We start from the raw sequence: 14,509 nt of genomic DNA, 5'->3' as shown, positions 1-14,509 counted from the left end.
CCGGTCGGGCGATTTGGTCCCTTCAGTGTGGCAGCCGCAGGGCGAAGGTGGTGCCCATCGGCCCGGTCTCGACCAGGGTCAGGGCGCCGCCGTGGTTCGCGGCCAGTTCGCGCGAAATGGCCAGTCCCAGACCGGCCCCCTCCGACGCCCGGCCGCTGACGAAGGGCTCGAACAGGCTTTCAGACAGTCTCGGCGGAATGCCGGGGCCGTCGTCGGCGATGTGAATGATGCAATCTCCGTCCTCGGTCGAGGCGGTGACGCGGACCACGCCCTTGCTGCCCGTCCGGCGGGTGGGGTCGCTCTCGATGGCCTGACGGGCATTGCGCATCAGATTGACCAGCACGCGGTGCAACTGGTCGCCATCGGCCTGGATGCTCAGTCGCGCCGGAATGGACCTGACCAGGCGGACGCCCTCCGCCGTCAGTCCGGCGTCCTCGGCGGCCGCGGTGATGGCCGGCGCCAGCGGGATGCGGACGCGCTGCGGCGGCGGCTCCTCGCTCTTGCCGTACTCCAGCACATTGCGCGACAGGGCGGCGGCGCGGCCCAGGGCCCGCTCCAGCCGCGGCAGGACACGGGCCACCTCGGGGTCGGGCGAATCGGCCAGTCTCTCAGAGGCCATCTGGGCCGAGGTCAGCATGTTGCGCAGGTCGTGATTGATCTTGGCCACCGCCTCGCCCAGCGCGACCAGTCGGGCGCGGGACCGCAGCGAGACCCGAACCTCCTCCTGCATCCGCGCCAGCTCGCGCTCCACCCGGCCGATCTCGTCGTGCCGATCGCTGGGCGGATCGCCCTCGGCTTCGGGGTCGAGGGCGAAATGCTCGATCGAGCGGGTGACCCGCCGCAGCGGCTGCAGCACCAGAAAGGCCAGACCGCCGTAGAGCAGCCCCCCGGCGACCAGCGAGATCATCAACGACGTCAGCAGGCTGTTGACCAGGAAGGCGCCCAGTTCGGCCTTCAGGGGCTCGGCCGGGGCCAGAATCTCGATGAAGTCGCCAGAGCGGTAGCGCGGTCGGGCCTGAACGCGGATCGACCGGTCGGGGTGGCCGAACAGGGTGCGCCAGGGATCGGCGATCCGGGTCACCGGGCGGCTTTGGCGCAGGTCGATCAGGTCCGGCGTCCGGGGCAGGTTGGGAGCCTGCAGGAGAAGACGGCGCACGCCCTGGTCGCCGACGACCACCGCCTGCACCCCCCCGATGGCCAGCAGCTGTTCGGCGGCGTCGTCCTCGACGGCCGAATAGGGCAGGGCCTCGACACCGACCGAGGCCAGTTCCGCCGACTGCAGCCGATCCAGCAGCCAGCGCTCATGGAAGCTGGCCGCACTGGGGACGATGATCAGGATCTCGACCACCACGGTGAAGATGAAGGTTAGCAGGAGCAGCCGCCAGGCCAGGGCGTCGGGGGCGTGGAACTTCAGCCGCTCGCGCCAGTCGGCGGGCAGGCGCAGTCCCCTGCGAAGGGCGCCAAGAAGGGGCTGAAGCCGGCTCATGCCCCGCCATACGCAATGCTTGGGCCAGACGCGCCCCGGCTCATGTCGCGATCCTCCCGGCGAGTGCGGCCTGAAGGCGTTTGAGCGCGAACGGCAGCACCACCGCCAGGACGAAGACCCCGGCCATCGGGGCCCAGAACTGGCCGAACAGCGCCTGAAAGTCAGGGTTGGGGTTGGTTCGCAGCAGCTCGTTCAACCGGGCGCCGATCCAGCAATAGATGATGTGGGCCGGCAACAGGCCGATCACGGTGGCTACGGTATAGGGCGCCAGACGCACCGCTACGATGCCCGCCGCCACATTGATCATGTGGAAGGGCACGACCACAGCGAGGCGGGAGGCGAGCACATACCAGAAGGTGTCCCGGTCGATGGCGTCGCAGATCGTCTTCAGCAGGCCCATGTCACGGGCGGCCTTGCGGCGCAGCGCCCCGCCGAGCGCGCCACGGGCGACGGCATAGACGACCAGGGCTCCCCCGGTCGCCGCGATGGAGGTCGATATTCCGCCCACCCAGGGCCCGAACAGATAGCCGGCCGTGATGGTAAGAAAGAAGACGCCCGGCACCACGCTGGCCGTCAGCACCGCGAACAGGGCCATCAGGATCAGCAGGCTGACCAGATAGTTGTCGGCGGTGAAGTCCCGGAAGGACTGGCCGTGGTCGCGCAGGGTGTCGAGCGACAGATAGCGGTTCCAGCCCATGGCGAAGATCAGGGCGATGACGCCGGCCAGCAATATCAGGGGCAGAAAGCGTTTGATCCGGTCCATTGTCTCTCCGCAGAGGGGCCGTCGGCGTTGACACCGCGGGCCCTGCCGCTTATACGCCCGCCCTTCCCGCGACGGACGCTTTCCGCCGCCTTTTTGTTTTCAGTCCCAGGAGCCGAACGTGAAGCGGACCTATCAGCCGTCGCGACTCGTGCGCAAGCGCCGTCACGGCTTCCGTTCGCGGATGGCCACCAAGAACGGACAGAAGATTGTTGCGCGGCGTCGCGCCAAGGGCCGCAAGCGCCTGACGGCCTGATCGTCCGGCGCCCGGGTTCGGGCGCATGAGCGACCCTTTCAAAATCGAACGCCTGACTTCGCGGCCCCAGTTTCTGGCGGCCGCGAAGGGCGTTTCAGAGGCCCGCGGCGCGGTGGTCGTTCAGCGGCTGGACCGGCAGGACGGCATCGCTACCGTGCGGCTGGGCTTCACCGCCACGCGCAAGGTCGGCAACGCCGTCATCCGCAACCGCGCCAAACGCCGCCTGAGAGAAGCCGCCCGGGCCGTTGCGCCCCTGTTGGCGGTACCCGGCAGCGACTATGTCTTCATCGCCCGCATGGGCACGGCGGACCGTCCCTGGGACCGTTTGCTTGACGATGTGAAATCGGCGCTTACAAGGCTCGCGACCCCGCGACCGGCGCTCAAGTCCGCGCCTTCCCAACCCGCGCCCGCCGGCCAGGATTCCTGATCTCCATGCCTCCACACGACAACAGCCGTAACACGATCCTTTTCGTCGTGATCGCCGGCATCATGCTGCTGGCCTACAGTTTCTTCGTCATGGAGCCCCAGGCCGCGAAGCGTAAGGCCGCCCAGCAGGCCGCGGCTGAACAGGGCACGGGCATTGCGCCGGTCGGCGTCACGAGCGCGGCGCCCGCCGCCTTCATCAGCGACCGCCGGACGGCGCTGGCCCAGGAAAGCATTCCGCGCGTGCCCATCCAGACGCCGACCCTGACCGGGTCGCTGTCGCTGAAGGGCGCCCGGATCGACGACCTGTTCCTGACCCGCTACCGCGAGACGCTGGAAGACGGCTCGCCGCCGGTCGAACTGTTCCGCCCGCAGGGCATGGAGCACGCCTACCAGGCCCTGTTCGGCTGGAACGGAACCAATGTCCCCGGGGGCGTTCCGGGCGCCAACACCATCTGGCGCCTGACCGAAGGCGCGACCCTGACCCCGACCACGCCCGTGACCCTGACCTGGGACAACGGCGCGGGCCTGCGCTTCACCCGCCGCATCGCGCTGGACGACCAGTATCTGTTCACGGTCACCGACACGGTCGCCAACTTCAGCGCCCAGCCGATCACCATCGCCCCCTTCGGCCGCGTCGAGCGCCAGGGCTTGCCGCCGGGGCTGGGCAACAACCAGATCCTTCACGAGGGGGCGATCGGCACCTTCGGAGCCCCGGGCGACTATTCCACCGAACAGCTGAAGTACGGCGCCTGGGTCAAGAAGCCGGTGCAGACCTTCGAGACCACCGGCGGCTGGATGGGGATCACCGACAAATACTGGATGGCCGCCCTGATCCCGGACCAGACCGAGCGCCTCGACGCCGAGTTCCGCGTCCGCGACGTGAACGGCCTGATGGTCCACGAGGTCAATCTGCAGGGCCAGGCCCGCACCATCGCGCCGGGCCGTCAGGTGACCGAGACCCAGCGCCTGTTCGCGGGGGCCAAGCGTAACCAGATCCTGTCCGGATACGAGAACGCGCTGGACCTGCCGCGCTTCGTCTATGCGATCGACTGGGGCTTCCTGTTCTTCCTGACCCGACCGATCTTCCTGCTGATCGAGATGTTCTACGGCTGGTTCGGCAATTTCGGCCTGGCCATCCTCGGCCTGACCCTGACCGTCCGCCTGTTCATGTTCCCGCTGGCCAACAAGAGCTACGAGAGCATGTCCAAGATGCGGGTGCTCGCGCCGAAGATGGAGGAGATCAAGAAGAAATATCCCGACGATCCGCCGGCCCAGCAGAAAGAGCTGATGGCGCTGTATCAGAAGGAGAAGATCAATCCGCTGGCGGGCTGTCTGCCGCTGCTGCTGCAGATTCCGGTCTTCTACGCCGTCTACAAGATGCTGTCGGTGACCATCGAGATGCGCCACCAGCCCTTCTTCGGCTGGCTGCAGGATCTGTCGGCGCCCGATCCGACCAACATCCTGAACCTGTTCGGCCTGATCCCCTGGGATCCGGGTTCGACGCCGCTGATCGGCGCCTTCCTCGCCAGCGGGACGAGCGGCGGCTTCACCCTCGGCCTCAGCGTCCTCGCCATCGTCTACGGCCTGACCATGTGGCTGCAGATGGCCATGAGCCCGCCGGCGCCCGATCCGATGCAGCGCAAGATCTTCGCCTTCATGCCGGTGATCTTCACCTTCATCATGGCCGGCTTCCCCGCAGGCCTGCTGATCTACTGGGGCTGGTCGAACATCCTGACCATCTTCCAGCAGTATGTGATCATGCACCGCCTCAAGGCCGAGAACCCGATCGACACCTTCATCGAGCGGATGAAGAAGGCGAAGGCCTGAGTTGGACGATTTCACACCCGAGGAACTGGAGCAGGGGCGCATCCTGTTCGCGCGCCCCGCGACCTTCGTCATGGGGTGCGCCAAGATCGAGCAGCTGCCCGATCCCGACCTGCCCGAGGTCGCCTTCGCCGGCCGTTCGAACGTCGGCAAGTCCAGCCTGATCAACGGCCTGGTCGGCATGCACAAACTGGCCCGGGCCTCGAACGAGCCGGGCCGGACGCGCGAGGTCAATTTCTTCGACCTCGACGGCAAGATGCGGCTGGTCGACCTGCCCGGCTACGGCTGGGCCAAGGCCTCCAAATCGACGGTGAAGAAATTCCAGGACCTCGGCCGCGACTATCTGCGCGGCCGGGTCACGCTGAAGCGGGTCTATCTGCTGATCGACGCCCGTCATGGCCTGAAGAAGGTCGATGACGAGGCCCTCGACGCCCTCGACCTCGCCGCCGTCAGCTATCAGATCATCCTGACCAAGGCCGACAAGCTGAAAAAGGGCGAGGCCGAGAAGGTCCAGGAGGCGACCCTGAAGGGCGTCTCCAAACGCGGGGCCGCCTATCCGGCGGTCATCGTCACCTCGGCCGAGAAGGGCGACGGCATGCCCGAACTCCGCGCCGAGATCATGCGCACCACGGGCGTGACGCTCTAGCGGCCTTGCAGCCCGGGCCCACCGGTGGTCCGTTGCCCGGATGCAGACCCGCCACATCCAGACCGACGGCCTTCGCCAGCAGATCCTCGAGGCCGGCTCCGGCCCTCTCGTCCTGCTGATCCACGGCTTCCCCGAGCTCGGCATCAGCTGGCGCGCCCAGGTCGAGGCGCTGGCCGCCGCCGGCTTCCATGCCGTCGCCCCCGACATGCGCGGCTACGGCGGGACCGACAAACCGGAAGACCGCGATGCTTATTCGATCCTGCATCTCGTCGGCGACATGGTCGATCTGGTCCGGGCCTTGGGCGAGACATCCTGCGTCGTCGTCGGCCATGACTGGGGCGCGCCGGTGGCCTGGCACTGCGCCCTGACCCGGCCGGACGTGTTCCGCGCCGTCTTCGGCCTGTCCGTCCCGTTCCAGCCGCGTCGTCCGAAAGGCCCGCCGACCGCGGCCATGGCGGCGATCTCGAAACGGCTCGGCATCGGCGACCTCTACATCAGCCGCTTCCAGACCGACGACGCCCACACGGTCTTCGACATCGATCCGGCCACGGCCCTGCGCAAGGCCTTCTACTGCTATGACGGCGCGACCCCGGATGATCACCAGTCCAACGGCTTCATCCCGGAGGGCGAGACCTTCATCTCCACCGTCCCGGACGACGCGACCCTGCCGCCGTGGATGAGCGAGGCCCATTTCGCCGAATATGTCGCCGCCTTCTCGGCCGGCGGCTTCCGGGGGCCGCTCGACTGGTACCGCAACCTCGACCGCAACTGGTCGCTGACGGCCCATCTGCAGGACGCCCGCATCACCGTGCCGGCCGCCTTCGTGGTCGGAGAGCGTGATCCCGTGCGTCACTACGCCGGCCAGCACGAGGCGGGGCTGAAGGACCGTGCGCCGGACCTGCGAATGCAGGTCGTCGTCCCCGGCGCCGGCCACTGGATCCAGCAGGAACGGCCGGACGAGGTGAACCGCCTGCTGCTCGAGTTTCTGGCCCGGCTCTAGAAATCCGCTCATCCCCGCTTTCGCGGGGATGAGCGGGAGATCAAAGCCCGGCCACCGCCTCGGCGGTAATCTCCAGGCTACGGATGCGGTCGTCGATATCGAACACCATGCCGGTGACCATGACCTCGTCGACGCCGGTCTGGCCGATGAACTCCACGAGCTTCGTTCGCACGGTCTCGCGTCCACCGATGGCCGCATAGGTCAGCCGGCTCTGCACCGCCGCCAGCTGGCGCGCGTCGAGCACGGTCGTGATGTCGTTCACCGGCGGCTTCACCCGCCCCGGCTTGCCGGTGACCACGGCCGCAAAGGCCTGTTGCATGGACGTTGAAAGCCGCAGGGCCGCTGCATCGTCCTCCGCCGCGAAGACATTGATCGCGGCCATGGCGTAGGGCTTCTCCAGCACCGCCGACGGCCGGAACCCGGCGCGATAGGTCTGCAGAGCCTGCATCAGCAGCTCAGGCGCAAAATGGCTGGCGAAGGCGTAGGGCAGGCCCAGATGGCCCGCCAGTTCGGCGCTGAACAGGCTGGAGCCGAGCAGCCAGATCGGCGTCTTCGATCCCGCCCCCGGCCAGGCCGTGACGCGCTGGCCGTCGACCGGATCGCCGAGGAAGGCCTGCAGCTCCATCACATCGCGCGGGAACTGGTCGGCGGCCTCGAAATAGCGGCGCAGCGCGCGGGCCGTCTCGCCATCCGTGCCGGGCGCCCGCCCCAGACCGAGATCGATGCGGCCGGGGTAGAGGGCCTCCAGAGTCCCGAACTGTTCGGCGATCACCAGTGGCGCATGGTTGGGCAGCATGACCCCGCCCGAGCCGACGCGGATCCGTTCCGTCGCGCCCGCCACCTGTCCGATCACCACGGCGGTGGCCGCGCTGGCGATGCCCGGCATATTGTGGTGCTCGGCCAGCCAGAACCGCTTGAACCCCAGCCGGTCGGCGGCCTGGGCGAGGGCGGTGGTTTCCAGCAGCGCGCGCCGGACGTCGCCGCCTTCGACGACGGGAGACAGGTCGAGCACGGAGAAAGCAGTCATGTCCCGCTAGATCGGGTCCATGGGTTGCGATTCAAGACCCGCGCGGCGGCGGTGTCAGACCGGATGCGTCGGTTCCGGCTTCGCCGCCGGGGCCGGCTCGGGCGTCGCGGGCACGTCGGGCAGGGGGATGAATTCCGAGTCGTCCTCGCTCGGCAGCGCCATGCGCCCGGCCTTCCAGTCGGCCTTGGCCTGATCGATCCGCTCCTGCTTCGAATGGACGAAATTCCACCAGATGATCCGCGGCCCGACGGGCTCGCCGCCCAGCACCATGACACTGGAGGCCTTCACCGCCTTGATGGTCGGTTCGGCCGTCGGCTCCAGAATGATCATCTGGCCTTCGTGGAAGGTCCGGTCGCCGACCTCTATCTCGCCCCTGGCGACATACAGCGCGCGCTCCGAATAGCCACCGGCTCCCTTGCCCGGCGGCGGCGCGGTGCGCACCCCCTCGGCCAGTTCCCAGTGAACGTAGAACAGCGGCGACGACACCGGCACGGTCGCCCTTGCCCCATAGGCTTCGCCGGCCACCAGCCGCGCGAACAGGCCGCCGTTCTCATAGGCCGGCTGATCCGCCTCGCCATGGTGATGGAAGCGCGGATCGGTCTCTTCGGATTCCTCCGGCAGGGCGATCCAGGCCTGCATGCCGTGCATGGGGCCGCCGGTCGAGCGCTTCAGCGGGTCGGTGCGCTCGGAATGGACGATGCCCTTGCCGGCCGTCATCCAGTTGACCTCGCCCGGACGAATCGCCTGGGTCGCACCGGTGTTGTCCCGGTGCATGATCTCGCCCTCGAACAGATAGGTCAGGGTCGACAGGCCGATGTGCGGGTGCGGCCGCACATTGATCGCCTCTGAACCCGGCGCGAATTCGGCCGGCCCCATCTGGTCGAGGAAGATGAAGGGGCCGACCATGCGGCGGGCGTGGAAGGGCAGGATGCGTCCAACCTCGAAGCCGCCGAGGTCCTTTCGGCGGGCGTCGATCACCATCTCGATCATGTCAGGCTCCGTTCAGTCCAGCGGCAGCCTTGCGATGATCGCCGGCGCGGGCGCGGGCGTCGTCTGTGCCCCGTCCCCGCCGAAATCGCTCCACTGCGAACGGGAAACGAACACCAGTTCGCCGTTCCGGACCAGCCCTGTCGTGGGTTCGTCGATCATCGTCAGATTGGCGGCCAGAACCTCGACCGCACCGATCGCGGTCCAGTCCGCATCCGGCGTCAGCTTCAGCACCCGCTGCGGGGCCACGCCGTTCTGGAAGCCATAGATCGCGCGGCCATCGGTGGTCAGGCCGTCCACCCCGATCAGGCTGGCGTCCGCCGGGGCGGAAAGCCGCCGGGCCGCCCCGGTCGCCCGGTCGACGCGCCACAGGCCCGAGGAATAGTCGGCGACGATCAGGGCCGTCCCGTCCGGCGTCACCACCATCCCCTGCGGCGAGCCCAGCGTCCCGGCAGCCAGAAGAACCTCCAGCGCCTCCGCCCCGGGTCGGAGAATCAGCAGTTCGCCGGTCGCCGAATCGGCGACATGGACCGTCCCGTCCGGCGCCCGGACGATATCCCCCAACCCGCGTTCGGGCGCGCCCGGCGGCGCGGCGATGTAGTCCAGCAGGGCGCCCGTGACCAGATCGATCTTCAGCAGGCCCGGCGCCGGGCGGGCGGCATCGGCGGCCAGTCCGTGAACGGCCGGGGGCAGGGGCGAGGTCGCGGCCCACAGAAGGCCCGCCTCGGCGTCGATCGCCATGCCCAGCACGCCGCCGGGGTCACCGGCCAACATCGGCACCAGAAAGTTCGAAACCGTCCCGTCATCCGCCAGCGCCACGATCGTCCGCCCGCGCACCTGCGACACCAGCCAACGCCCACGCCGCTCGTCCCGGACGATGCTCTCGGCGATCACAGCGCCTTCGATCCAGGCGAAAGGAGTCAGCTGGCCTTCGCCGACCGGCGCGCGGTTGGCGTCCAGCGCCGCCGACGCCTCGGCGATGCCCGGCGCGGCCGACAGGGTGGACAGGGTCCGGTCGTTAGCCAGGTTGAAGGTCAGCCCACCCCGGGCATAGCGCCGGATCTGGGCCACTGCCTCCTCGGGCTGGCCCGCCGCCGTTGCGACGCGGGCACGCAGCAGGATCAGGCCAGGGTGGTTGGGAATGCGCGCATCGGCCTCGGCCAGACGCGCCGCCGCGGTGGTCAGGTCCTCGGCCCCGGCCGCCGCCACGGCCTCGGCGCGAAGCCGGCGGAAGGCCTGGACGTCGGACTCCGACGCAGCGGTCGCCGTCGGCTCCTGCCACGCCGTAGCGGCGGCGGCAGGAACGGCGAGCAGGCCGGACAGAATGACGATTGTCGCGATACGCATGACGAGCCTCCCCCAAGGGTCGCCCCGACTATCCCCGGCGCGGAGGCTTCCGCCAACTCAAGGATTGGTAATGTGGCTCAGCTGACGTGCGGCGTGATGATGCCCAGCGGCAGGGCGGTCACATTCTTCACCCCGCGGGTGACGATATGGCTCTCGCAGTCCGAGACGATACCGAGGCTGAGCAGCTTGTGACGCAGGAACTGGTCGAAGGCGTGCATGTCCGAGGTGATGATGCGCAGCACATAGTCCTCGCGCCCGGTGATGGTGGCGCACTGCACCACCTCGGGCCAGGCCGAGACGGCGGCCTCGAAGGCGTCGAGGTTCTCGGTCGAGGGCAGGCTCAACTTGACGATCGCATAGACCTCGAAATCCAGCCCCAGTTTGGTGGCGTCGAGCAGCGTCACCCGCTTGCGGATGAAGCCCGTATCCTCCAGTCTCTTGATGCGCCTCCAGCACGGCGAGGCTGACAAACCGACCCGATCCGCCACCTCGGCCACCGACAATCCGGCGTCCTGCTGCAGGATGTCCAGAATTCGGGCGTCGACGGGATCCAGATCGTCAGCCAAGGCGTTTCTCCTGATCGAGTTATGGCGCAATAAAATACCTCCGATCGGCACAGTGCAAGGTCAAATTCAGGCGAGCCTTGCCTGGGAGAGCGTGCTAAATCGCAGCCGAGGAAACGCGGTCGGACCAACCGAACGGCAGGACGGAATGAAGAAGCCCAATACCCAGGCCCTTTCGCTGCGTGTGCCCGAGCCTTCGGGCCGGCCCGGAGACCCGACAGACTTCAGTCATCTGAAGCTGGACCCCGCCGGCGTGGTGGAGCGTCCCGAGGTCTCGACGAAGCCCTTCGACATGCGCGACCATGCCTTCCGGCTGGTCCGCGTGCTGGACGACGACGGCAAGGCCGTCGGCCCGTGGAACCCGAAACTGGATCCGGAGACCCTGCGCCGCGGCCTCAAGGCCATGATCCTGACCCGCGCCTTCGACGACCGGATGCATCGCGCCCACCGCCAGGGCAAGACCAGCTTCTACATGAAATGCACGGGGGAAGAGGCCATTGCCGTCGCCCAGGGCATGATCCTGTCGCGCGAGGACATGGGCTTCCCCACCTACCGCCAGCAGGGCCTTCTGATCGCGCGCGGCTATCCGCTCGCGACCATGATGAACCAGATCTATTCCAACGCCTCGGATCCGATCAAAGGCCGCCAGCTGCCGATCATGTATTCGGCGAAGGACTTCGGCTTCTTCACCATCTCGGGGAACCTCGGCACCCAGGTGCCCCAGGCCGTCGGCTGGGCCATGGCCAGCGCCTACAAGGGCGACGACAAGATCGCCATCACCTGGATCGGCGACGGCGCCACCGCCGAGGGCGACTTCCACAACGCCCTGACGTTCGCCGCCGTCTACCGCGCGCCGGTGATCCTCAACATCGTCAACAACCAGTGGGCCATCAGCTCCTTCCAGGGCATCGCCGGCGGGCTGGAGACCACCTTCGCCTCCAAGGCCATCGGCTACGGCCTCCCGGCCCTGCGTGTCGACGGCAATGACTTCCTCGCCGTCTGGGCCGCGACCCAGTGGGCCGAGGAGCGCGCCCGTTCCAACCAGGGCGCGACGGTCATCGAACTGTTCACCTATCGCGGCGCCCCGCACTCGACCTCCGACGATCCCAGCCGCTACCGTCCCGCCGACGAGCATGAGAAATGGCCGCTCGGCGACCCGGTCATGCGCCTGAAGCAGCATCTGATCGCCCTGGGCGAATGGTCCGACGAGCAGCAGACGGCCGCCGAGGCCGAGGCTGTCGAACAGGTCCGCGCCGCCGGCAAGGAGTCCGAGGCCATCGGCACCCTGGGCCAGTCCCGCCCCTCGGTGAAGACCATGTTCGAGGAAGTCTACGCCACCGAGGACTGGCGCATCACCGAACAGCGGCGCGAGGTGGGAGTCTGATCATGAGCGAGCAAACCACCTTCACCGAAGCCAACCGCACCGATGGTCTGGAGCCTGACGGCGACACCGTCGGCTCGCCCGCGCCCGCGGTCGCCGCCGGGCCGGCCATCCAGCCCATGAACATGATCCAGGCGCTGAACTCGGCCCTCGACATCAAGATGGGCGAGGACCCCAACGTCCTCAGCTTCGGTGAGGACGCCGGCTATTTCGGCGGCGTCTTCCGCGTCACCGACCACCTGCAGAAGAAGCACGGCCTGACCCGCAGCTTCGACGCCCCGATCAGCGAATGCGGCATCGTCGCCGCCGCCATCGGCATGGGCGCCTACGGCCTGCGCCCCGTCGTCGAGATCCAGTTCGCCGACTACATCTATCCGGCCTATGACCAGATCGTCTCGGAAGCGGCCAAGCTGCGCTATCGCTCGGGCGGCCAGTTCACCAGTCCGATCACGGTTCGCAGCCCCTACGGCGGCGGCATCTTCGGCGGCCAGACGCACAGCCAGTCGCCCGAGAGCCTGTTCACCCACATCGCGGGCCTCAAGGTCGTCATCCCGTCCAACCCCTATGACGCCAAGGGGCTGCTAACCGCGGCGATCGAGGACGACGACCCCGTCATCTTCTTCGAGCCCAAACGCCTCTACAACGGCCCCTTCGACGGCTGGCACCAGAAGCCGGTCAGCCCGTGGAAGGCCCAGGAGCTGGCACAGGTCCCGACCGGCAAATATGTCGAACCGATCGGCAAGGCCCGCGTCATGCGCGAGGGTTCGGACGTCACCATCCTCGCCTACGGCACCATGGTCTGGGTCTCACTGGCCGGGGCCGAACACGCCGGGGTCGACGCCGAGGTCATCGACCTGCGCACCCTCGTGCCGCTGGACATCGAGACCATCGAGGCCAGCGTCAAGAAGACCGGCCGCTGCGTCATCGTCCACGAGGCCCCGAAAACTTCGGGCTTCGGCGGCGAACTGAGCGCACTCGTGCAGGAGCGCTGCTTCTATCATCTGGAGGCGCCGATCGCGCGGGTAACCGGCTGGGACACCCCCTATCCGCACGCCTTCGAGTGGGAATATTTCCCGGGACCCGAACGGGTCGCCACGGCCCTGAAGGCCGTCATGACCGGAGGGCGCTAGGATGGGCCGCTACGTCTTCAAACTGCCCGACGTGGGCGAAGGCACCGCCGAGGCCGAACTGGTCGCCTGGCACGTCAAGGTCGGGGACATGGTCGCCGAGGACCAGATCATCGCCGACATCATGACCGACAAGGCCACGGTCGAACTGACCTCGCCAGTCGCCGGCAAGGTGCTGGCCGCCCACGGCGAACCTGGCCAGCAGCTGGCGGTCGGCTCACCGCTGGTGGAGTTCGAGGTCGAGGGGGCGGGCAATGCGTCCGCCGACGCCGCTCCGGCGCCCGCCAAGGCTGAACCCGCTCCGTCGCCGAAAGCCGAAACTCCGAAGGTCGAGGCCGCCCCCGCGCCTGTCGCAGCCGGCGGCAATTTCGTCTTCAAACTGCCGGACGTCGGCGAAGGCACGGCCGAGGCTGAACTGGTCGGCTGGCACGTCAAGGTCGGCGACGTCGTCTCCGAGGACCAGCTCCTCGCCGAGGTCATGACCGACAAGGCCACCGTCGAACTGACCTCGCCCGTCGCCGGTGCCGTCGTCGCCCTCCATGGCGAAGCCGGCCAGCAACTCGCCGTCGGCGGCCCGCTGGTCAGCTTCAACGTCGAGGGCAAGGGCAATCAGGGTGAGGCGCCGCCCCCCTCGAACCCTGCTCCGCAGGCTTCGGTCCCCCTGACAGGGGGACAGACGAAAGCCGTCGCCCCCATCTCCTCCCCGCTCCGCGGGGAGGGGGACCATCCGAAGCCGAAGGCTAAGGATGGTGGAGGGGCGCCAGCCGCCCGCACCCTCTCCGCCCGCAACGAACGTCCGCTCGCCTCGCCCGCCGTCCGCAACCGCGCCCGCGATCTCGGGATCGAGCTCCAGTTCGTCCCCGGCTCCGGCCCCGCCGGCCGCATCGAGCACGGCGACCTCGACGCCTGGGTCGCCTCCGGCGGCCGCACACCGTCCGCCCCCGGATCATCGGCCGGTTCGACCTATGCGAAAGCCGAAGGAACCACCGAGACCCGCATCATCGGCGTCCGCCGCAAGATCGCGGAGAAGATGGCCGAGAGCGTCCGCCGCATCCCCCACATCACCTATGTGGAAGAGATCGACGTCACCGCCCTCGAGGAGCTCCGCGCCCATCTCAATGCGAAGAAGCGCAAGGACCAGCCCAAGCTGAACGTCCTGCCCTTCATCGCCCGCGCCATGGTCGTGGCCCTGCGCGACCAACCGACCATCAACTCGCACTACGACGACGAGGCCGGCGTCCTGACCACCCACGCCGCCGTCCACATCGGCATCGCCGCCCAGACGCCCAACGGCCTGATGGTCCCCGTGGTCCGCCACGCCGAATCCCTCGACCCTTGGGACACGGCGCTGGAGATCGCCCGCGTCTCGGGCGCGGCCAAGGACGGCTCGGCCAAACGCGACGAGCTGACCGGCTCGACCATCACCATCACCTCGCTGGGCACGCTGGGCGGGGTCATCCACACCCCGATCATCAACCACCCCGAGGTCGCCATCGTCGGCCCCAACAAGATCGCCGAACGGGTCGTGGTCAAGGACGGCCAGATGGTCGTGCGCAAGATGATGAACCTGTCCTCCAGCTTCGACCACCGCATCGTCGACGGCCACGACGCGGCGGTCTTCGTCCAGCGCATCAAGGGCCTGCTGGAGCATCCCGCGACCCTCTGGATGAGCTGAGACC

At 68.2% G+C, this 14,509-nt stretch carries 14 protein-coding genes; 8 read left to right on the top strand and 6 right to left on the bottom strand.

All coding sequences use genetic code 11. The features are described 5' to 3' along the window. Positions 1–22 precede the first annotated feature (22 nt). Together B3E43_RS03470 and B3E43_RS03465 are read right to left on the bottom strand one after the other, a co-directional pair. A complete protein-coding gene (locus B3E43_RS03470) occupies positions 23–1,486 on the bottom strand; it encodes a sensor histidine kinase (protein WP_292026630.1) in 1,464 nt (487 codons plus the stop codon). Positions 1,487–1,526: 40 nt separating this feature from the next. Continuing rightward, positions 1,527–2,249 carry a TVP38/TMEM64 family protein gene (locus B3E43_RS03465; protein WP_292026628.1) on the bottom strand — a complete coding sequence of 241 codons (723 nt, stop codon included), beginning with the start codon at positions 2,247–2,249 and terminating at the stop codon, positions 1,527–1,529. A 118-nt stretch (positions 2,250–2,367) separates the two neighbouring features. Here B3E43_RS03465 and rpmH point away from each other — a divergent pair, with 118 nt between their 5' ends. From rpmH to B3E43_RS03440, 5 genes are read left to right on the top strand one after another with little or no spacing between them, the layout of a single operon-like run. After that, the gene (gene rpmH, locus B3E43_RS03460; protein WP_003164000.1) at positions 2,368–2,502 is read left to right on the top strand and encodes a 50S ribosomal protein L34; all 135 of its coding nucleotides are present in this window, start codon (positions 2,368–2,370) and stop codon (positions 2,500–2,502) included. Between the two features lie 25 nt (positions 2,503–2,527). Continuing rightward, positions 2,528–2,929 (top strand): ribonuclease P protein component, encoded by a 402-nt coding sequence (gene rnpA, locus B3E43_RS03455; RefSeq protein ID WP_292026625.1) that lies wholly within the window; start codon positions 2,528–2,530, stop codon positions 2,927–2,929. A 5-nt stretch (positions 2,930–2,934) separates the two neighbouring features. Continuing rightward, positions 2,935–4,755, top strand: a complete 1,821-nt coding sequence (gene yidC / locus B3E43_RS03450) for a membrane protein insertase YidC (RefSeq protein ID WP_292026623.1) — start codon at positions 2,935–2,937, stop codon at positions 4,753–4,755. A gap of 1 nt (position 4,756) precedes the next feature. After that, a complete protein-coding gene (yihA, locus tag B3E43_RS03445; RefSeq protein WP_292026621.1) occupies positions 4,757–5,398 on the top strand; it encodes a ribosome biogenesis GTP-binding protein YihA/YsxC in 642 nt (213 codons plus the stop codon). 40 nt (positions 5,399–5,438) lie between these two features. Then, on the top strand, positions 5,439–6,398 hold the full coding sequence (locus tag B3E43_RS03440) for an alpha/beta fold hydrolase (protein WP_292026619.1): 960 nt from the start codon (positions 5,439–5,441) through the stop codon (positions 6,396–6,398). A 40-nt stretch (positions 6,399–6,438) separates the two neighbouring features. On the opposite strand, the gene B3E43_RS03435 is transcribed toward B3E43_RS03440, so the two are convergent. From B3E43_RS03435 to B3E43_RS03420, 4 genes are all read right to left on the bottom strand, one after another. After that, positions 6,439–7,425 (bottom strand): LLM class flavin-dependent oxidoreductase, encoded by a 987-nt coding sequence (locus tag B3E43_RS03435; protein WP_292026618.1) that lies wholly within the window; start codon positions 7,423–7,425, stop codon positions 6,439–6,441. A gap of 54 nt (positions 7,426–7,479) precedes the next feature. Further along, complete coding sequence (locus B3E43_RS03430) at positions 7,480–8,415, bottom strand: pirin family protein (protein WP_292026616.1); 936 nt, start codon at positions 8,413–8,415, stop codon at positions 7,480–7,482. Between the two features lie 12 nt (positions 8,416–8,427). Next, the gene (locus B3E43_RS03425; protein WP_292026614.1) at positions 8,428–9,759 is read right to left on the bottom strand and encodes an SMP-30/gluconolactonase/LRE family protein; all 1,332 of its coding nucleotides are present in this window, start codon (positions 9,757–9,759) and stop codon (positions 8,428–8,430) included. Between the two features lie 77 nt (positions 9,760–9,836). After that, positions 9,837–10,325, bottom strand: coding sequence for an Lrp/AsnC family transcriptional regulator (locus B3E43_RS03420; protein ID WP_292026612.1), 489 nt, complete (start codon positions 10,323–10,325; stop codon positions 9,837–9,839). 145 nt (positions 10,326–10,470) lie between these two features. On the opposite strand from B3E43_RS03420, the gene B3E43_RS03415 reads away from it, so the two are divergent. The 3 genes from B3E43_RS03415 to B3E43_RS03405 all read left to right on the top strand — a co-directional run bounded on the left by B3E43_RS03415 (position 10,471) and on the right by B3E43_RS03405 (position 14,505). Beyond that, complete coding sequence (locus B3E43_RS03415) at positions 10,471–11,706, top strand: thiamine pyrophosphate-dependent enzyme (protein WP_292026609.1); 1,236 nt, start codon at positions 10,471–10,473, stop codon at positions 11,704–11,706. Positions 11,707–11,822: 116 nt separating this feature from the next. Next, positions 11,823–12,833, top strand: coding sequence for an alpha-ketoacid dehydrogenase subunit beta (locus B3E43_RS03410; protein WP_349677554.1), 1,011 nt, complete (start codon positions 11,823–11,825; stop codon positions 12,831–12,833). A gap of 1 nt (position 12,834) precedes the next feature. Continuing rightward, a complete protein-coding gene (locus B3E43_RS03405) occupies positions 12,835–14,505 on the top strand; it encodes a 2-oxo acid dehydrogenase subunit E2 (RefSeq protein ID WP_292026606.1) in 1,671 nt (556 codons plus the stop codon). Positions 14,506–14,509: the final 4 nt, after the last annotated feature.

The sequence above is a fragment of the Brevundimonas sp. UBA2416 genome (genome assembly GCF_002343105.1).
GTDB lineage: Bacteria > Pseudomonadota > Alphaproteobacteria > Caulobacterales > Caulobacteraceae > Brevundimonas.
The sequence above is the reverse complement of the archived record's forward strand: the minus strand, read 5'-3'. Positions and strand labels throughout refer to the sequence as shown.